General features: G+C 60.9%; 15 protein-coding genes and 1 pseudogene. 10 read left to right on the top strand and 6 right to left on the bottom strand.

Annotated features, from left to right (window positions below; genetic code table 11):
- Window positions 1-129: 129 nt before the first annotated feature.
- Both QZR30_RS05050 and QZR30_RS05055 read left to right on the top strand, forming a co-directional pair.
- Entirely contained in the window at window positions 130-540 is a 411-nt protein-coding gene (locus QZR30_RS05050; protein ID WP_032878737.1) for a c-type cytochrome, read from the top strand.
- A gap of 138 nt (window positions 541-678) precedes the next feature.
- Complete coding sequence (locus tag QZR30_RS05055; protein ID WP_311903002.1) at window positions 679-2,601, top strand: acetyl-CoA hydrolase/transferase C-terminal domain-containing protein; 1,923 nt, start codon at window positions 679-681, stop codon at window positions 2,599-2,601.
- Between the two features lie 147 nt (window positions 2,602-2,748).
- Here the strand turns inward: QZR30_RS05055 and QZR30_RS05060 are convergent, their stop codons facing one another.
- Window positions 2,749-3,321, bottom strand: a complete 573-nt coding sequence (locus QZR30_RS05060) for a xanthine phosphoribosyltransferase (RefSeq protein ID WP_043046890.1) — start codon at window positions 3,319-3,321, stop codon at window positions 2,749-2,751.
- A 57-nt stretch (window positions 3,322-3,378) separates the two neighbouring features.
- Window positions 3,379-5,388, bottom strand: coding sequence for a DNA helicase Rep (gene rep, locus QZR30_RS05065; protein ID WP_046070074.1), 2,010 nt, complete (start codon window positions 5,386-5,388; stop codon window positions 3,379-3,381).
- 276 nt (window positions 5,389-5,664) lie between these two features.
- Between rep and QZR30_RS05070 the strand changes: the two genes are divergently transcribed.
- Window positions 5,665-7,329 (top strand): putative bifunctional diguanylate cyclase/phosphodiesterase, encoded by a 1,665-nt coding sequence (locus tag QZR30_RS05070; RefSeq protein WP_046070073.1) that lies wholly within the window; start codon window positions 5,665-5,667, stop codon window positions 7,327-7,329.
- Window positions 7,330-7,381: 52 nt separating this feature from the next.
- Here the strand turns inward: QZR30_RS05070 and QZR30_RS05075 are convergent, their stop codons facing one another.
- Window positions 7,382-8,791 (bottom strand): NorM family multidrug efflux MATE transporter, encoded by a 1,410-nt coding sequence (locus tag QZR30_RS05075; protein ID WP_311903003.1) that lies wholly within the window; start codon window positions 8,789-8,791, stop codon window positions 7,382-7,384.
- A gap of 152 nt (window positions 8,792-8,943) precedes the next feature.
- Here QZR30_RS05075 and QZR30_RS05080 point away from each other — a divergent pair, with 152 nt between their 5' ends.
- The 3 genes and pseudogenes from QZR30_RS05080 (at window position 8,944) to QZR30_RS27985 (ending at window position 12,018) form a co-directional block, all read left to right on the top strand.
- Window positions 8,944-9,864, top strand: a complete 921-nt coding sequence (locus tag QZR30_RS05080) for a LysR substrate-binding domain-containing protein (protein WP_311903004.1) — start codon at window positions 8,944-8,946, stop codon at window positions 9,862-9,864.
- A 177-nt stretch (window positions 9,865-10,041) separates the two neighbouring features.
- Window positions 10,042-11,115 (top strand): annotated as a pseudogene (locus QZR30_RS27980) (Cache 3/Cache 2 fusion domain-containing protein); the annotation flags it as partial.
- A gap of 180 nt (window positions 11,116-11,295) precedes the next feature.
- Entirely contained in the window at window positions 11,296-12,018 is a 723-nt protein-coding gene (locus QZR30_RS27985; RefSeq protein WP_442967502.1) for a methyl-accepting chemotaxis protein, read from the top strand.
- A 3-nt stretch (window positions 12,019-12,021) separates the two neighbouring features.
- Here the strand turns inward: QZR30_RS27985 and QZR30_RS05090 are convergent, their stop codons facing one another.
- Complete coding sequence (locus tag QZR30_RS05090; RefSeq protein WP_059396700.1) at window positions 12,022-12,936, bottom strand: ABC transporter six-transmembrane domain-containing protein; 915 nt, start codon at window positions 12,934-12,936, stop codon at window positions 12,022-12,024.
- Between the two features lie 114 nt (window positions 12,937-13,050).
- On the opposite strand from QZR30_RS05090, the gene QZR30_RS05095 reads away from it, so the two are divergent.
- Window positions 13,051-13,626, top strand: a complete 576-nt coding sequence (locus tag QZR30_RS05095) for a TetR/AcrR family transcriptional regulator (RefSeq protein WP_046070068.1) — start codon at window positions 13,051-13,053, stop codon at window positions 13,624-13,626.
- Window positions 13,627-13,632: 6 nt separating this feature from the next.
- Here QZR30_RS05095 and QZR30_RS05100 read toward each other — a convergent pair whose 3' ends face one another.
- Both QZR30_RS05100 and QZR30_RS05105 read right to left on the bottom strand, forming a co-directional pair.
- Entirely contained in the window at window positions 13,633-15,129 is a 1,497-nt protein-coding gene (locus QZR30_RS05100; RefSeq protein WP_068965771.1) for a YifB family Mg chelatase-like AAA ATPase, read from the bottom strand.
- 217 nt (window positions 15,130-15,346) lie between these two features.
- Entirely contained in the window at window positions 15,347-15,610 is a 264-nt protein-coding gene (locus QZR30_RS05105; RefSeq protein ID WP_046070065.1) for an accessory factor UbiK family protein, read from the bottom strand.
- Between the two features lie 423 nt (window positions 15,611-16,033).
- On the opposite strand from QZR30_RS05105, the gene glnK reads away from it, so the two are divergent.
- The 3 genes from glnK (at window position 16,034) to QZR30_RS05120 (ending at window position 18,377) form a co-directional block, all read left to right on the top strand.
- Entirely contained in the window at window positions 16,034-16,372 is a 339-nt protein-coding gene (gene glnK, locus QZR30_RS05110; protein WP_002555808.1) for a P-II family nitrogen regulator, read from the top strand.
- A 34-nt stretch (window positions 16,373-16,406) separates the two neighbouring features.
- Window positions 16,407-17,744, top strand: a complete 1,338-nt coding sequence (locus QZR30_RS05115) for an ammonium transporter (protein ID WP_043046900.1) — start codon at window positions 16,407-16,409, stop codon at window positions 17,742-17,744.
- Between the two features lie 207 nt (window positions 17,745-17,951).
- Window positions 17,952-18,377 (top strand): secondary thiamine-phosphate synthase enzyme YjbQ, encoded by a 426-nt coding sequence (locus QZR30_RS05120; protein WP_046070064.1) that lies wholly within the window; start codon window positions 17,952-17,954, stop codon window positions 18,375-18,377.
- Window positions 18,378-18,470 lie beyond the last annotated feature (93 nt).

Genomic DNA, 18,470 nt, shown 5'->3' on the forward strand with positions numbered 1-18,470 from the left:
GGTTGAATCTCCCTTTATTTAATAGGGTTGTTTCGGCCAGGCGGGCTAACCGTTATACTTTCGCCGCCTGCGAAACCGTGGCCGCAGGCGTGAATAGCCACCATTGAGGGTGAACGCGTGAACCTAATTATGAAAATGCTGGCTGCACCAGCAACCGTACTGGCCCTATGGGCTGTCAGCGCCCAGGCTGCGACCAATGATGATATTGCCAAGCGCCTGGAGCCCGTGGGCCAGGTGTGCGTCCAGGGCCAGGAGTGCAAGGGCATGGAAGTGGCCGTGGCAGCGGGTGGCGGCGGTGCGAAGACGCCGGACGAGATTATCGCCAAGCACTGTAACGCGTGCCACGGCACTGGCCTCTTGGGTGCGCCGAAAGTTGGCGACACCGCTGCCTGGAAAGAGCGCGCCGATCATCAGGGCGGCCTCGACGGCATCCTGGCCAAGGCCATCACCGGTATTAACGCCATGCCACCGAAAGGCACCTGCGCTGATTGCTCGGATGAAGACCTCAAAGGCGCCATCAAGAAGATGTCCGGTCTGTAATCAGACGATCTTCGCCAAAAATGCCGCTTACGAGCGGCTTTTTTGTGCCCGCGATTTATGTTTCGAAGCTGTTCATTGCAGCAAAGACCCGGCAAGCTCGGTCCAACTCCAATTCATGGAATGTTCGGGAGCAGTCGGATGGTGCAGTTGTGTTCAATCGAGCAAGCAGTTGACGACGTACTGGCGCGGTTGCCGGCGCATATCCACATGGGTATGCCGCTGGGCCTGGGCAAGCCCAACCTGTTTGCTAATGCGCTATATCGGCGCATCGCCAAGTTGCCGGAGCGGGCACTGACGATCTACACCGCCTTGAGTCTGGGTCGGCCAACCTTGGGCGATGGCTTGCAGAAGCGCTTCCTCGAACCTTTCATCGAGCGGGTGTTTGGTGACTATCCTGAGTTGGATTTTCTCGCCGACCTGCATAAAGACAGCCTGCCGAAGAATATCCAGGTCCAGCAGTTTTTCATGCAGCCCGGCAGCCTGCTCCACAGCACGTCGGCACAGCAGGATTACGTCAGCAGCAACTACAGCCATGCCGCCCGCGACATCAACGCCTCCGGCCTGAACCTGGTGGCGCAACTGGTTGCCAGCAGCGCCGAGCATCCCGACCGCCTGAGCCTGAGCTGCAACCCGGATATCACCCTCGACCTGCTGCCGATGATCGCCAAGCGCCGCGAAGCCGGGGAAACCATCCTCGTTGTCGGCCAAGTCCACAGCGATCTGCCCTACATGCCTGGGGATGCGGAACTGGGCATGGACGCCTTCGACTACCTGCTCGATGAAAAAGACAGCACCACGCTGTTTTCTACCCCGAACATGCCGGTGGGTTTCCAGGACCATTTTATCGGCCTGCATGCCAGCACCCTGGTGCGTGACGGCGGCACCTTGCAGATCGGCATCGGTTCCATGGGCGATGCGCTGACCGCTGCCTTGCTGGCGCGCCAGGCCGATAACGAAGCCTACCGGTTGTTGCTGACGGACATGGATGTGTATCAGTGGGCGCCGTTGATCAGCCGTGAAGGCGGTGTCGAGCCTTTTGCCCGGGGCCTTTACGGTTGCAGCGAGATGTTCGTCAACGGCCTGCTGGTGCTGGCGGATGCCGGGATTATCCAGCGCAAGGTGTACCCGGATGTGGCGACCCAGGCGCAGGCTAATGCCGGCCTGCTGGATGATGCGGCCCAGCCCGATGGCGTGTCGATCCATGGCGGTTTCTTCCTGGGGCCACTCAGCTTTTACCAGCGCCTGCAGGAAATGACCCACGCCAAGCGCCTCGAATTCAACATGACGGGCATCAGCTATATCAACGAGCTGTACGGCCAGGAAGAACTCAAGCGTTTGCAACGCCTGGATGCGCGGTTCATCAACAGCGCGATCATGGTGACACTGCTCGGTGCCGGAGTGGCTGACCAATTGGAAGACGGCCGCGTGCTCAGCGGTGTGGGCGGGCAATACAACTTTGTGGCCCAGGGGCATGCGTTGGAAGGTGCGCGTTCGATCCTGATCCTGCGCAGTTGGCGCGAGGCGGCGGGGGAGGTCAGTTCCAATATCGTCTGGGAGTACGGGCACTGCACCATTCCCCGGCATCTGCGGGATATCGTCATTACCGAGTACGGCATTGCCGATTTGCGGGGTCAGACGGATGCCAAGGTGATCGAAGCGCTGTTGAATGTCACCGACTCACGGTTCCAGGGCGAGTTGATCGACCAGGCGCAAAAGGCCGGCAAGCTGCCCAAGGATTTCCAGCTGGATCCGCGCTTTGGCGACAACACGCCGGAACGGCTGCAAGCGATTCAAGCCAGGCATCGACGACTCTTCCCTGAATACCCGCTGGGCAGTGATTTCACAGGTGAAGAGCGGGATTTGTTGCGGGCGTTGAACTGGCTCAAGAGCAAATTCAAGCTGACGGAGATTCTGGAGTTGGGCAAGGCGGCACTCGACGCGCCGGAGCCGGAGGCATTTCCCGAGCATTTGAAGCGGATGCGCTTGGATAATCCCGAGGGGTTCAAGGAGGATCTGTATCAGCGCCTGTTACTCGCCGGCCTCCAGGCCACCGCGCATTAACAGGCAATAGAGGGTAAATGTGGGAGGGGGCTTGCTCCCGATAGCAGTGGGTCAGCCAACACATCTGGTGACTGATACACCGCAATCGGGAGCAAGCCCCCTCCCACATTTTAAACTGTGTTCACTTGGTATTTGCTGTGGAGCAAATTACTCGATGAAGGTGACCACACCACCGCTCAAGGACTTCACCCGCGCCAGCGATTCAACCCGATAACCCTGCGCATCGAGCTCCGCACGCCCACCCTGGAACGACTTCTCGATCACGATCCCCAGGCCTGCCACGGTTGCGCCGGCCTGCTTGATGATCGAGATCAGCGCCTGGGACGCCTTGCCGTTGGCCAGGAAGTCATCGATCACCAGCACGCGGTCACTGCTGGTCAAGTGGCGCGGGGAGATCGCCACGGTGCTCTCGGTTTTCTTGGTGAAGGAATACACCGTCGCCGACAGCAGGTTTTCCGTCAGGGTCAGCGACTGCTGCTTGCGAGCGAAGATCACCGGCACGCCCAGGTTCAGCCCGGTCATGATCGCCGGGGCGATGCCCGAGGCCTCGATGGTGACGATCTTGGTGATGCCCGAGTCCTTGAACAGCGCGGCGAATTCGTCGCCGATCAGTTTCATCAGCGCCGGGTCGATTTGGTGGTTCAGAAAGGCATCGACCTTGAGTACCTGATCGGAAAGCACGATGCCTTCTTCGCGAATTTTCTTGTGCAGTGCTTCCACGGAAACTTCCTCTGATGGCGCAACAGGCGCCGAAAGTAGATTAAAAAGTAGTCGATTCTAGCGCTTTAACATCGCGCGTATATCCGCCAAGGCGGTGTTGCCGCGCACGGCCTTCACCTCGGTGGGGGTGTCGTCGTTGCCTTCCCAGGCGAGGTCGTCCGGTGGCAGCTCGTCAAGGAAACGGCTAGGGGCACAATCGATGATTTCGCCGTATTGCTTGCGCTTGGCAGCGAAGGTGAAGGCCAGGGTCTGACGCGCGCGGGTAATGCCGACGTAGGCCAGGCGCCGTTCTTCCTCGATGGTGTCGGCTTCGATGCTGGAGCGGTGCGGGAGGATTTCCTCTTCCATGCCCATGATGAACACGTAAGGGAATTCCAGGCCCTTGGAGGCATGCAAGGTCATCATCTGCACACCTTCGGCGCCGTCTTCCTCTTCCTGCTGGCGCTCGAGCATGTCGCGCAGCACCAGCTTGCCGATGGCGTCCTCGACGGTCATTTCGCCGTCTTCGTCTTTTTCCAGGGTGTTTTTCAGCGCTTCGATCAGGAACCAGACGTTGCCCATGCGGTAATCCGCGGCTTTGTCGCTGGAGCTGTTGGTGCGCAGCCAGTTCTCATAGTCGATGTCCATGACCATGCTGCGCAGGGCACTGATCGGGTCTTCGCCGGCGCATTGCTCGCGGACCTTGTCCATGAAGCGCTTGAAGCGCGACAGGCGGTCAGTGAAGCGCGTATCCAGATGCTCGCCCAGGCCGATTTCGTCGGTGGCGGCATACATGGAGATCTTGCGTTCGGTGGCGTAGTTGCCGAGCTTTTCCAGGGTGGTGGAGCCGATTTCCCGACGCGGCACGTTGATCACGCGCAGGAAGGCGTTGTCGTCGTCCGGGTTTACGATCAGCCGGAAGTAGGCCATCAGGTCTTTCACTTCCTGGCGCCCGAAAAAGCTGTTGCCGCCCGACAGGCGATACGGCACCTGGTGGTGTTGCAGTTTCAGCTCGATCAGCTTGGCCTGGTAGTTGCCGCGGTACAGGATCGCGAAATCGCTGTAGGGCCGGTCGGTACGCAGGTGCAGGCTGAGGATTTCCACGGCCACACGCTCGGCTTCGGCATCCTCGTTGCGGCAGCGGATCACGCGGATCTCATCGCCATGACCCATCTCGCTCCACAGTTGTTTTTCAAACTCGTGGGGGTTGTTGGAGATCAGCACGTTGGCGCAGCGCAGGATGCGACTGGTGGAGCGGTAGTTCTGCTCCAGCATCACCACTTTCAAGGACGGATAGTCGACCTTGAGCAGCATCAGGTTTTCCGGGCGGGCGCCGCGCCAGGCGTAGATCGACTGGTCGTCGTCGCCCACTACGGTGAACTGGTTGCGCGTGCCGATCAGCAATTTCACCAGCAGGTACTGGCTGGCGTTGGTGTCCTGGTATTCGTCCACCAGCAGGTAGCGCACCTTGTTCTGCCACTTCTCCAGGATGTCCTTGTGTTCCTGGAACAGCTTGACCGGCAGCAGGATCAGGTCGTCGAAGTCCACCGCGTTGAACGCCTTGAGCGTGCGCTGGTAGTGGGTGTAGACGATGGCAGCGGTCTGTTCCTTGGGGTTGCGTGCGGCTTCCAGGGCCTCGGCGGGCAGGATCAGGTCGTTTTTCCAGGCGCCGATCATGTTCTTGATCTCGTCGACGCCGTCGTCGCCCGCGTATTCCTTCTGCATGATGTCGGTCATCAGGGCCTTGACGTCGGTCTCGTCGAAGATCGAGAAGCCCGGCTTGTAGCCCAGCCGCACATGCTCCTTGCGGATGATGTTCAGGCCCAGGTTGTGGAAGGTGCACACCGTGAGGCCACGGCCTTCACCGCCTTTGAGCAAGGTGCCGACCCGCTCTTTCATTTCCCGCGCCGCCTTGTTGGTAAAGGTCATGGCGACGATGTACTGGGCACGGATGCCGCAGTTCTGGATCAGGTGCGCGATCTTGCGGGTGATCACGCTGGTCTTGCCGGAGCCGGCGCCGGCGAGCACCAATAGAGGGCCGCCGACGTAGTTCACGGCTTCTTGCTGCCGGGGATTGAGTCGGGACATACGGAATTTAAGGAGTCGTTGTTCAAAAGGGCGGGCATTTTAACAGGCTGGAAAGATTCTGCTGCCATAGAACGACGGTGTGACGTACCACTCGATCTAAATTTGCCGGTTTTGCTACTTTGCCGCAGGATGTGGGGAATACTCAGACTATTTTTCACAGTCTGCGTGTTTGATAACACCTATCATCTGCCATGCATTTGTCATGCATTTATCATTGCCAGGCCGCACGTCATAATGCCACCGCCAACGAAATTTTGCCGAGTCTAGGGAGTTAGCGTGTCTACGCCTGTCGAACCCTTGCGTTTGCTGCTGCTGGCCGAAGAGCCAGCGTGGGCAGCGTTGTTGCGCGAGTGCCTGGCGCCGATGGGCGAGGGGGCTGTGCTGATCAGTGCGCCCAACTGGGACTCGGTGAGTCGTCTGTTCGATGACGACCAAGGTGCTGTGCTATTGACCACACCGAGCCTGCAACCCGGCCCCGGCCGCTGCAGCTTGCCGTGTGTATTGCTGCTGGAGCAGGAACCATTGGTTGCGCCGCTGGGTGTCAGCGACTGGTTGATCCTGGATGCGTTGGACGCCGACACACTGCGCCGCTGCTTGCGCCATGTGCGCGAGCGCGGCGTGCTGGAGAACACCTTGCAGCGCCTGGCCGAGCAGGACCCGCTCACCGGTATCGCCAATCGCCAGGGTTTCCAGACCCTGCTGGCGGCGCGGCTGGTGGAAAACGAAGGCCGCGGCCTGGCCCTCGGCCACCTGGACCTGGACAACTTCCGTCATGCCAACGACGCCCTCGGCCATCAGGCTGGTGACCGCCTGATCCTGCAAGTGGTGTCGCGGCTCAAGAGCCAGCTCGAGGCCGGCGACCAACTGGCCCGCCTGGGCAGCGATGAGTTTGCCTTGCTGATCGATACCCGCCGGGCGCCGCAGCGTGCCGAGTGGATGGCCGAGCGCATCACCGAAGTGATGGCCGAGCCGTACTGGGTGGACGGTGAAAGCCTGTTGATCGGCTGTAGCCTGGGCGTGGCCCATGCCCGCGCCCGAGCCGGCGCCGACCCGCTGATGTGGCACGCCCATATCGCCATGCAGCAGGCCAAAAGCACCCAGGGCTGCACCTTTCATATCTTCAACGAACGCATCAACCGCAATGCTCGCAGCCTGGCCGACCTGGAAAGTGAACTGCGCCGGGCCCTGCGCCGCGATGAGTTGGAACTGCACTACCAGCCGCGCCTGGATCTGGACGACGGCCATATCGTCGGTCTCGAGGCCTTGGTGCGTTGGCGCCACGGTGAGCGCGGCTTGTTGCCGCCCAGCGAGTTCGTGCCGCTGGCCGAGCAGAGCGGCCTGATCGTGCCATTGGGCTACTGGGTGATTTCCCGGGCCTTGCGCGACATGCAAGACCTGCGCGAACGCGGTCTGCCGCCGCTGCACATGGCGGTCAATCTGTCGTTCCGCCAGTTCCAGGACAGCCAATTACTGTCAACGCTCAGTCGCCTGATTGCCGAGCGCGGTGTGGAAGCGCAATGGCTGGAGTTCGAGCTGACCGAAACTGCCGTGATGCGCCGCAGCGACTTGGTCAAGCAGACCATGGACGCCCTTGGCCGACTCGGTGTGCGGTTCTCCCTGGATGACTTCGGCACCGGCTTTTCGTCGTTTGTGCACCTCAACAGCCTGCCGATCGCCTTGTTGAAGATCGACAAGAGTTTTGTCGGTGGCATGGAAGAACGCGAGGAAAACCGCAAGTTGGTGCACGCGATGATCAACCTGGCCCACAACCTCAACCTGGAAGTGGTGGCTGAAGGTGTAGAGACGCCGGAGCAGTTGGCATTGTTGCGCTTGTTCGGGTGCGACCAGGCCCAGGGTTACCTGATCAGCAAGCCGTTGCCATTGCCGGAATTGGTCGAATACCTGATGTTTGGGCAAAGCCAGCAGGCGTTGCCGGGCTAAACATTCTGTGGAAGACCCCCATGCTGGAGTGTCAGTTGCTGAATGTGTTGGCTCATACACCGCCATCGGGGGCAAGCCCACTCCCACCATGAGCTTGCAGCTCCTGTCGAATCATCCGCTTCATCTTCGCCTCAAATGCCCACGTCAGGCTCACCGCCGCACACGCCAGCCCCAGCGCCAAGCCCCACCACACGCCGGTTGGTCCCCAGCCTAAAGTGAACGCCATCAGCCAGGCCGAAGGTGCGCCAATCAGCCAGTAACAGCCCAGCCCCACCAGGAAGGTGGTCTTGGCGTCTTTCAAGCCACGGATGCAGCCCATGGCGATGGTCTGCACCCCGTCGAACAATTCAAACCAGGCGGCGACGGCCAACAGGCTGACGGCCAGGACGATGACGTCATGGAACGCCGGGTCGTCATGATCGAGGAACAACCCGATCAGCGGGTCGGAAAACAGCCACAGCACAACGGCAAATCCCAACATCACCATGGCGCCAAAGCCGATGCCGACCCGGCCGGCCATGCGTGCCTGCAGCAACTGGCCGGCGCCGTAATGCTGGCCGATACGCATGGTCACTGCGTAGGACATTCCCGCCGGCACCATGAACGCTACCGAGACAATCTGCAGGGCGATCTGATGCGACGCCAACTGCGTACTGCCCATGGTGCCCATGCACAGCGCCGCAAAGGCGAACAGCCCGACCTCCACCGCATAGGTGCCGCCAATCGGCAGGCCCAGGCGCCACAGCTCGCGCAGGTATTGGGTATTCAGGCGCAGCAGGCCGGTGCTCAGCGGGTAGGCCGCGTAGGCGCGGTTGCTGCGGATGTACCACATCAGGGCCAGCGCCATGCAATTGGCTACGATGGCGGTCACCAGGCCAATACCCATCAGGCCCAGCTTCGGCAGGCCGAACATGCCTTCGATCAACGCGTGGTTGAGCAGGTAATTGACTACTGTACCGCACAGGCTGATCACCATTACCGGCGTGGCTTTGCCGATGGCGCTGGTGAAGCCGCGCAGTGCCATGAAGCTCAGGTAGCCGGGTAGGGCGAAGGGCAGGATCGTCAGGAATTGCCCGGCCGCGTGCACGTTGGTTTCGGTCTGGCCGAACATCAGCAGCACCGGTTTCAAGTTCCACAGCAGCAATGCCGCCGCCAGAGCCATCAACCATGCCAGCCACAGCCCGGCCTGGGTCAGGCGGGTGGCGCCGTCGATATCGCCCGCGCCATGGCGAATGGCGACCAGGGTGCCCACGGCTGCAATCACGCCGATGCAGAAGATCGCCACGAACGAATAGCTCGCCGCGCCCAGGCCACCACCGGCCAGGGCTTCGGGGCTCAGGCGCGCCATCATCAGGGTGTCGGTCAACACCATCAGCATGTGCGCCAGCTGTGAAGCAATCAACGGCCCCGACAGCCGCAGAATGGCCCAGAGCTCGGTACGTGCCGGATGTTGCATGATCATCACGCTCGAATAGTCAGAGTGTTGGGAGAGGGTTGATTCTCGGCGCTTTGCGTCCACTGCACAAAAGGATAAATGCGATCGTTCGCATGATTAAAACTCATGCTGGATTGATTCTGGTAGGGTGCCGATATTGCGCCGTCGGAGCTTTCCCAATGTCTCGTCGTCTTCCTCCGCTGTATGCCCTGCGTGCATTTGAAGCCGCTTCGCGACACAATTCCTTCACCCGTGCGGCGCAGGAGTTGTCCATTACCCAGAGTGCGATCAGCCGCCATATCCGCACCCTCGAAGAGCATTTCGCTTGCCGCCTGTTCCAGCGCAGCGGCCGCAACCTGCAGCTCACCGAAGCCGCACGCCTGTTGTTGCCCGGGGTGCGCGAAGGGTTCGCCGCGCTGGAGCGCGCCTGTCATACCCTGAATGCCGAAGATGACATCCTGCGCATGAAAGCGCCGTCCACATTGACCATGCGCTGGCTGCTGGCGCGGTTGAGTCGCTTCCGCGCCTTGCAGCCAGGCAATGAGGTGCAACTGACCAGTGCATGGATGAACGTGGACGAAGTGGACTTCAACCAGGAGCCTTTCGACTGTGCGGTGTTGTTGAGCTACGGGCATTTTCCGACGGACTGGGACGCCTGTTACTTGTTCCCGGAGTTGCTGATCCCCGTCGGCGCGCCGAACCTGCTGGACGATGGTCCTTGGGACGCCGCGCGCCTGGCGAGTGCGGAATTGCTGCACCCCACCCCCGACCGTCGCGACTGGCGCAACTGGCTGGAACGCATGGGGTTGTCGTCCCAGGTATCCCTCAAGGGCGGGCAGGTATTCGATACCCTAGAACTGGGCATGATCGCTGCGGCGCGAGGCTATGGCGTTTCCATGGGCGATCTGCTGATGGTGGCTGAGGATGTGGCGCAAGGTCGGCTGAGCCTGCCCTGGCCCACGGCGGTCGCCAGTAGGGAAAACTACTACCTGGTGTGGCCGAAAACCCGTCCAGGCGGCGACCGTTTGCGGCGCTTGGCGGAGTTTCTTCAAAGCGAAGTCAAGGCGATGGAATTGCCTCGCGTCGAGCGCCTAGATTGAGTGGACTTAAGTGGTCGTGCAATCGTTTGCGCGATACCCCTGTAATTCTCTCAAGTATTGGCAAATGCCGCCGAAGAAGGGGTGTTGGAACCATCGTGCACCAACGTTTCCCACTAGAATAATTTGCCGAGCAGCGCTAAGAGATCAGGATGATCCTGGCCTCGGCCAGGAGCTCCCATGTCTCAACCTCGTGCCCGGATTGCCTCCCAGTTAGGTCTCGCACTCGCCGTGATTCTGGCTGTCGTTATCAGCGGCAGTACCGTCTTCGCCCTGCGCTCCCTCGACTCCGCCAACCTCGACACCCGTGAGGAACACCTGGCCAGTGAGGCGCGTTTGCTCGCCGACCAACTCAATACCTTCCACAGCACCTTGCGCGAAAGTACCCAGCGTTTGAGCGGGCTGTTTGAAAAGCGCTTCGTCGCCGGCTTGAGTGTGCGTGCTGACCAACCGGTGGCGGTGGCTGGTGTGCAGACCCCGAGCCTTTACCTGGGCGACGAGGTGCTGAACAACAATTTCGAAGAGGTGGATGAGTTCAAGCAGATGTCTGGCGGCGTGGCCACGGTGTTCGTGCGCAGCGGCGACGACTTTATCCGCGTCAGCACCTCGCTGACCAAGCAGGATGGCAACCGCGCCATTGGCACCGTGCTTGACCGTCAGGGCGCAGCTTACCAGCGCGTTGCCGAGGGGCAGACCTATATCGGTCGTGCAGTTTTGTTCGACCGTTCCTACATGACCCAATACAGCCCGGTGCGTGACAGCAGCGGCAAGGTCATCGCCGTGTTGTTCATCGGTTTCGATTACACCGACGCCCAGAACGCCCAGTTTGAAAATCTCAAGCGCTTCCGTATCGGCCAGACGGGCTCCCTCGCGCTGCTGGATGAACAGAAGCATTGGCTGGTGGCGCCAGCTGGCGTGCAGGCGCCGGATGAGGCCATTGCGGTGATGCTCGACCTGGCGAAGAAACCTGGAGCTGGCCGCTTCTGGAGCGACAAGCACGAGGACTTCTACAGCGTCTCGGTGCCGTTCGACGGCGGCCCATGGGCAGTGGTAGCGAGCATGCCCAAGGCTGAGATTCGCGCCGTGACTTGGGAAGTCGGTATCCGCCTGGTAATCGGCAGTGTGCTGGCGATGTTGCTGGCAGTGGGTGCCACGGTGTGGCTGTTGCGCAGCAAGCTGGCGCCATTGAGCGACCTGGTACGCCAGGCAGAAGCTCTTGGCGCGGGCGACTTGAGTGCACGCCTCAACGTGTCCAGCCATGACGAGATCGGCCAATTGGCGCGCAGCTTCAACCAGATGGGTGACGCGCTGTCGACCATGGTTTCGCATATCCGCAACGCAGCCGAACAGGTCAACAGCCGCGCCCAGGCGCTGTCAGGTTTGTCCGGTGGTGCCTATGAAGGCATGGAACAGCAGTCCGGCGAAATTACCAGCATGGCCGGCGCGGTGGAAGAATTCAGCGCCACTTCGTTGAACATCGCCGACAACATGGGCAATACCGAGCGCCTGGCGCAAGAGAATGCCCAGCAGACCCGCATTGGCCGCGATTCGATGCAGGAGGCGTCATCGTCCCTGGAGCATATCGCCACTGCCCTGAACAGCACCGCTGCGGTGATCAACACCCTGGGCCAGCGCTCCCAGGAAATCGGCGGGATCGTTGGTGTAATCACGGCCATCGCCGAACAGACCAATCTGCTGGCGCTCAACGCTGCCATCGAAGCCGCCCGCGCCGGTGAGCAGGGTCGCGGTTTCGCCGTGGTCGCCGACGAGGTGCGCAACCTGGCGTCGCGCACCCGTCAGGCTACCGATGAAATTTCCACGATGATCCAGAGCATCCAGCAGGAAACCGGCAATGCCATCAGCACCATGGAACACGGCAATGTACTGATGCAGGAGGGCCTGTCGCGTAACGCCGCCGTGGCCTCGGCCCTGGCGCGTATCGACGAGCAAAGCCGCTCGGCCGGCCAGCAGTTCGCTGCGATCACCACCGCGACCCAGGAGCAGAGCAGTACCGCCACCTTGCTCAGCAGCAACTTGCAGAGCATTGCACTGGCCAACAGCGAGCAGCGCGAAGTGGTGTCGAACCTGGCGGTTACCGCCAAGGAGCTGGAGACCTTGGCGGCAAGCTTGCGTCAGGAGGTCGACCGGTTTCGTTGAGGCTCAGGGCTCTCCAAGCCCTGGATCCACGCGCTTGCCAATGTCCTTGAGCCGCGCCAGTTGGTCCACCATGCCTGGCGCTTCGTCCAGGCTGGTGACGAAGGTCCACAGATAGGTCATGACCGCGTAGATGTGGCCAGCCTTGACCGCTGGGGTCATGGCCAACTGGCTGATCGCAACCACGAACAGCAAGGCTGCGATCGCACCGATAAACAGGAACGCCGCGGCCTCGCGGTCTGACAGCCAGATACGCAGGCGTGACAGCACCTGGTAGTGGCGTCGCAGGGTTGGCGCGCCGACCTTTTCGACCAGGCCGATCTCTTTTTCCAGACGATTATTCAGGCGCTCGTGCAGCGTCTGATTACGTTGGGCAAAGCGTGGCAACAAGGTCATGCACAGCAGCAGCGCGGCCAGGCACGCCATGCCTACCCATGGCTCAATCACGATCAACATTACCGCCGCGCCCACAATCGACACTAACGCCGTGGCAATGATTGGCACGTGTTTTTCAAAGAAGTCGACGAACTCCCGTGCAAGCACCACCCGTGCCGCCGATTTCGAGGTGCTGTGGTTCTGTAGGCGCTGGTTGAGAATGACCGGCACCGCGAGATCGGCGTAAATGCGCGTGAACGTGCGCGTGTCCAGTGCCCGTCGTGCCGCTCCTACGGCCCAGAACGCCATGACCACGGCGGCATAGAGCAACGCACTGGTGGTATCGCCGCGGATAATCGAATCCACCGCGAACCCGGCAAACAGCGGGTAAGCCAACAACAGTGCGTTCTCAAGCGCCACCAGCGACAAGGTGCAAGACAGCTTGCCGGGATAGGCTTTGGCAATAGCCTTGAGTGTCTGGCTGGCGGACTGTTGACCGATTTTCTTGCTTTCTTCGATCAGAATGTGTGGGGTGACGGATGTCATGGGGTGCACCAAAGGAGTGATAGACGCTATTATTGAGCGACTGCTCAAGTATCCTTGAGCGATCGCTCAAAAAGCAAGCGCCGCTTATCTGTTCACGCTCGAAGGAATTGCTCAATGTCGCGTATCGACCGTAAAGACCAGATCATCGCCGCCGCCCTGGAGCTGTTTCGCAGCAAGGGTTTTGCCGATGTATCCACCCGTGACCTGGCCGAACATGCCGGGCTGTCGCGCAGTCACGTTTATCACTACTTCAGCGACTGGAATGAACTGCGCCGCGAAGCCTTTGTGCGCTTTGCCAATGAGCAATTGCACGAAGTGCGCGAGCCCTTGGCCGATGCGCCACCGCTGGAGGCGCTCGCGGGGTTCTTGCACGACTGCCTGCCCAGCACTGCCGATGCCGGTTGGGCGCTATGGCTCGACGCCTGGGACGAGGCCATGCACGACGCGCAAATGGCCCAGGCTTACCTGGCGATCAACGCCCAATGGCAAGGCATGCTTGCCGAGGTGATCGAACGCGGCGTTGCCGCCGGCGCGTTTCACTGCGAGTCGCCCCAACGCGCTGCACGGCAGATTTTTGCCCTGGCGATGGGCTATGCCGATGACCTGATGCTCAAGCCTTCCACCGAGTCGGCAGAAGCGGCATTGGATGAAGTGCTGGAGGTGGCGAGGCTGCTGCTGGGGTTCTCCTGACCGCTGTCAGCCAATCGCGGCCGGTCGGTATTGCAAGGCTTCCGCCAAATGATGGCGGGCGATGCCGTCTACTTGCTCAAGATCCGCTAGCGTGCGCGCTACCTTGAGCAGCCGGTGTGCGGCGCGCAGGGATAGCGTCAGGCGTTCACACGCGGCCTCCAGCCAGGTTTCATCGGCTTTTGCCAGCTGGCAGTGTTCGCGCAGCCGCGGCAGGTCGAGAAACGCATTGGCACAGCCCTGGCGTTGTTGCTGACGCTCGCGGGCTTGCGCTACCTGGGCGGATGCCTGAGCGGTGGTTTCGCCGATCTGTTGGGAGGGGTTCAGCGCAGTGGTCTCCCGGGCCACCGTCAGGTGCAAGTCAATGCGGTCCAGCAACGGCCCGGAGAGCTTGTTGCGATAGCGCTGGATCTGCTCCGGCGTGCACCGGCAACGCCCACTGGGCTCACCCATGTAGCCGCAAGGGCAGGGGTTCATCGCCGCGACCAGTTGAAAGCGCGCCGGGAAACTCACCCGGTCACGGGCTCGAGAGATCACGATATGCCCAGACTCCAATGGCTCGCGCAGCACTTCAAGCACCTTACGATCAAACTCCGGCAGTTCATCCAGGAACAGCACCCCGTGGTGGGCCAGGGTGATTTCCCCCGGTTGCGGCTTCGAGCCGCCACCCACCAGCGCCGGCCCGGATGCCGAATGGTGCGGTTGCCGGAACGGGCGGTTAGGCCAATGGCTCAGGGGCTGGAGGCTGACCACGGATTGGATCGCTGCAACTTCCAGGGCTTCCTGCTCGCTCAGCGGCGGCAGCAAACCCGGTAGCCGGCTGGCGAGCAGGGTCTTACCGGTGCCCGGGGGGCCACTGAACAACAGGTTATGCGCACCGGCCGCGGCGATCAGCAGCGCACGCTTGGCCGCCAATTGGCCCTGTACCTCACTCAGGTCCGGGTAGGGTTTGTTCAAATACAGCAGGCCGTCGGATGTGTACGGTTCAATCGGCACGTGTCCATTCAGGTGCGCCACCACCTGCAGCAAATGATCCACGGCAATCACTTTCAATCCAGACGCCAGGCACGCTTCCTCGGCATTGGCTCGGGGCACTATCACGGTGCGCCCAGCCTTGCGCGCCGCCAGTGCCGCCGGCAACACACCCTTTACCGCCCGTACCTCGCCGGACAGCGCCAGCTCTCCCAGGCACTCCACCTCGTCGAGCATCAACGCCGGCACCTGCACGCTGGCCGCGAGGATCCCCAGGGCAATCGCCAAATCAAAACGCCCGCCGTCCTTGGGCAGGTCGGCGGGCGCGAGGTTGAGGGTGATGCGACGTGCTGGGTATTGCAGCGCCGAATTCAGGATGGCACTGCGCACGCGGTCTTTGCTCTCTTTCACCGCCGTCTCCGGCAAACCCACCAGTGTCAGTGATGGCAAGCCATTGGCCATATGCACTTCGACGGTGACGGCAGGGGCTTCGACGCCGACCTGGGCGCGACTGTGGACGATGGCGAGGGACATGCTCGTTCCTTGAGTATGAGGGCCGCTTCCTGCGGGTTCTTCAAGGGTAGACGAGGTGTGGAAGAGCGAGGCGGGGGAGGTTTTACAGAACGTATCCATAGTGCGATGCAAAACAAATGTGGGAAGGGGCTTGCCCCCGATGGCGATGCATCAGCCAATATTAATGGTGACTGACACACTGCTATCGGGGGCAAGCCCCCTCCCACATGGATTGCGTTTATTCAGTCGATGTTGGTGTCAGCCGCGCTTCCAGTTCCGCCACTTTGGCCTCGAGGCTCTCCAGTCGCGCACGCGTGCGGGCGAGCACCACCATCTGGCTATCGAATTCTTCGCGGCTGACCAGGTCGAGCTTGCTGAAACCACTTTGCAGCAATGCCTTGAACTGGCTTTCGATTTCATTGCGGGGCAGCGGGGTGTCGCCGCTGAACAGGCGAGAGGCGTGGCCGCTCAGGGCGTCGAGGAAGTCTTTGGGCGCGAGCATGGGAAATATTCCGGAAAACAGTTGGCCGGCAGTGTATCACGCAGCGTCTATAGTCTTTTCACGTCCCCGCTGCGCACGCTTTTCGCGCAGTGGGGCGGGCAGTCGCGCACTGTTTTGATGCGCATTGCCGCCGCGCAAACGCCCCGAGGGTGGGCACAAGTGGGCAAAGGACTGTTTTCAGTGGTTTTTACGGAGCTGGCAAGGTTTCTGCTTAGACGATCATGACCCATGCACTGACGCAGTCGCTGTGACGAATGCAGTGCGCCGAGGGATCAGGGGGTAAAGGTTTCGTCACCAGTGGTTCGCTGGCGTCGTGACGGCATATGCCGAGGCGACGATGCGTTACAAAGCCAGGCGCTGCGCTTAGACTTGAGACGGGTTTGTTTTCCTGGGGCAAGTCCACCAATTCGGGAGAGAGTTTTCATGAAGCTAGTCACTGCCATCATCAAGCCGTTCAAGTTGGACGATGTACGCGAGTCACTGTCCGAGATCGGCGTGCAGGGCATTACCGTTACTGAGGTCAAGGGCTTCGGTCGGCAGAAGGGTCATACCGAGCTGTATCGCGGCGCGGAATACGTGGTCGATTTCCTGCCGAAGGTGAAGATCGATGTCGCCATTGACGACAAGGATCTTGACCGGGTTATCGAGGCGATAACCAAGGCGGCCAACACCGGCAAGATCGGTGACGGCAAGATCTTCGTGGTCAATCTGGAACAGGCTATTCGCATCCGTACCGGCGAAACCGATACCGACGCAATCTAAGCCGCCAAACCCCAACGCCCCAGGAGAAAACAATATGACTCTGCGTAAATTCGCAGGGCTCGGAGCCCTGCTGTCCATCGTAATGCCAGGCCTGGCCATGGCGGCAGATGAAGTGGCTGCTCCAGTCCTCAACTCCGGCGACACTGCCTGGATGCTGACCGCCACGGCACTGGTGCTGTTCATGACCATCCCTGGGCTGGCGCTGTTCTACGGCGGCATGGTCCGCTCCAAGAATATTCTGTCGGTGATGATGCAGTGCTTTGCCATCACTGGCCTGATCAGCATCCTGTGGGTCGTCTACGGCTATAGCATCGCGTTCGATACCACCGGTATGGAACAGGGCGTGGTCAATTTCAATTCATTCTTCGGCGGCATGGGCAAGGCGTTCCTGGCGGGTGTCACCCCGGCCAGCATTACCGGGCCTGCGGCGCTGTTTCCGGAAGCGGTGTTCATTACCTTCCAGATGACCTTCGCCATCATCACCCCGGCGCTGATCGTCGGTGCTTTCGCCGAGCGTATGAAGTTCTCCGCGATGCTGATCTTCATGGCGATCTGGTTCACCCTGGTCTATGCGCCGATCGCGCATATGGTCTGGAGCGGCAACGGTGGCCTGATGTGGGACTGGGGCGTGCTGGACTTCGCCGGCGGCACCGTCGTGCATATCAACGCCGGTGTGGCTGGCCTGGTGGCGTGCATCGTGCTCGGCAAGCGCAAAGGCTTCCCGACCACGCCAATGGCCCCGCACAACCTGGGCTATACCCTGGTGGGCGCCGCCATGCTCTGGATCGGTTGGTTCGGCTTCAACGCCGGTTCCGCTGCGGCGGCCAACGGCACTGCGGGCATGGCGATGCTGGTGACCCAGATCGCCACCGCCGCTGCGGCACTGGGCTGGATGTTTGCCGAGTGGATCACCCACGGTAAACCAAGCGCACTGGGGATCGCCTCGGGCGTGGTGGCCGGCCTGGTCGCTGTCACACCAGCCGCTGGCACTGTGGGGCCGATGGGCGCCTTGGTGATCGGCCTGGTCGCCGGTGTGGTGTGCTTCTTCTGCGCCACCAGCCTCAAGCGCAAGCTCGGCTATGACGACTCCCTGGATGCCTTCGGCGTGCACGGCATCGGCGGTATCGTCGGTGCGATCCTCACGGGTGTGTTTGCAGCCCCCGCCCTGGGCGGTTTCGGCACCGTGACCGACATTGCTGCCCAGGTCTGGATCCAGTGCAAAGGCGTCGGCTTCACCGTTATCTACACGGCGATCGTGACCTTCGTCATCCTCAAGGTACTGGACATGGTCATGGGCCTGCGGGTCACCGAAGAGGAAGAGGCGGTTGGCCTCGACCTGGCGCAACACAACGAGCGCGGCTACAACTTGTAAGCAAATGAAAAAAGATGCCCGGCTTGCCGGGCATTTTTTTGCCTGGCGTTTGTCTGTGGCTAAAGGTACGTGGGTTTTTGTCGACTTTGTGATGGTATCCACACGGCACTTTCAAGGGTGCAAATGTCTTACAGCTATGAAGGCGTATTCGGCGCTTTGTTTTTTCACAGAGCACGCTAGAATGCGCGCCGATGGGCGGAGAACTGTATGTGGCGACAGACCCTGATTACCCTGCGGGCCAAGCCCCGGGGCTTTCATCTGGTAACGGACGAGTTGCTTGCCGGCTTGCCTGAATTAAAGGCGTGTCGTGTGGGCCTGTTGCATCTGTGGCTGCAGCACACCTCGGCCTCGTTGACTGTTAACGAGAATGCCGACCCGGCGGTTCGCCGTGACTTCGAGCGGTTTTTCAACCTGCTGGTGCCAAAAGGTGGCGCAGGGTTTGAACACAACGACGAAGGTCCGGATGATCTGCCGGCGCACTTCAAGGCCAGTCTGCTGGGCTGCCAGCTGAGTTTGCCGGTCAAGGCCGGCCGCTTGGCGATAGGGACCTGGCAAGGTGTTTATCTGGGCGAGCACCGTGATCATGGCGGTGCTCGTAAAGTCCTCGCCACCTTGCAGGGTGAAGAGGCATAAGCCACTGGTTATCCGGTGGATGTTGATTTTTTTCCGGCGACCTCGACAGAGGGTGAAGCTGGGCTATAACTAATCTGCTTTTCGCAAGTCATG

It is taken from the genome of Pseudomonas sp. rhizo25 (assembly GCF_031931935.1).
GTDB lineage: Bacteria > Pseudomonadota > Gammaproteobacteria > Pseudomonadales > Pseudomonadaceae > Aquipseudomonas > Aquipseudomonas synxantha.

Coding starts and splice junctions, on each gene's coding strand:
- QZR30_RS27985 (WP_442967502.1), top strand. CDS start 11,296: ATGGCCGGCGCGGTGGAAGAATTCAGCGCCACTTCGTTGAACATCGCC.
- QZR30_RS05120 (WP_046070064.1), top strand. CDS start 17,952: ATGTGGCGACAGACCCTGATTACCCTGCGGGCCAAGCCCCGGGGCTTT.
- glnK (WP_002555808.1), top strand. CDS start 16,034: ATGAAGCTAGTCACTGCCATCATCAAGCCGTTCAAGTTGGACGATGTA.
- QZR30_RS05050 (WP_032878737.1), top strand. CDS start 130: ATGAAAATGCTGGCTGCACCAGCAACCGTACTGGCCCTATGGGCTGTC.
- rep (WP_046070074.1), bottom strand. CDS start 5,388: ATGTCCCGACTCAATCCCCGGCAGCAAGAAGCCGTGAACTACGTCGGC.
- QZR30_RS05080 (WP_311903004.1), top strand. CDS start 8,944: ATGTCTCGTCGTCTTCCTCCGCTGTATGCCCTGCGTGCATTTGAAGCC.
- QZR30_RS05075 (WP_311903003.1), bottom strand. CDS start 8,791: ATGATCATGCAACATCCGGCACGTACCGAGCTCTGGGCCATTCTGCGG.
- QZR30_RS05055 (WP_311903002.1), top strand. CDS start 679: ATGGTGCAGTTGTGTTCAATCGAGCAAGCAGTTGACGACGTACTGGCG.
- QZR30_RS05115 (WP_043046900.1), top strand. CDS start 16,407: ATGACTCTGCGTAAATTCGCAGGGCTCGGAGCCCTGCTGTCCATCGTA.
- QZR30_RS05095 (WP_046070068.1), top strand. CDS start 13,051: ATGTCGCGTATCGACCGTAAAGACCAGATCATCGCCGCCGCCCTGGAG.
- QZR30_RS05100 (WP_068965771.1), bottom strand. CDS start 15,129: ATGTCCCTCGCCATCGTCCACAGTCGCGCCCAGGTCGGCGTCGAAGCC.
- QZR30_RS05090 (WP_059396700.1), bottom strand. CDS start 12,936: ATGACATCCGTCACCCCACACATTCTGATCGAAGAAAGCAAGAAAATC.
- QZR30_RS05105 (WP_046070065.1), bottom strand. CDS start 15,610: ATGCTCGCGCCCAAAGACTTCCTCGACGCCCTGAGCGGCCACGCCTCT.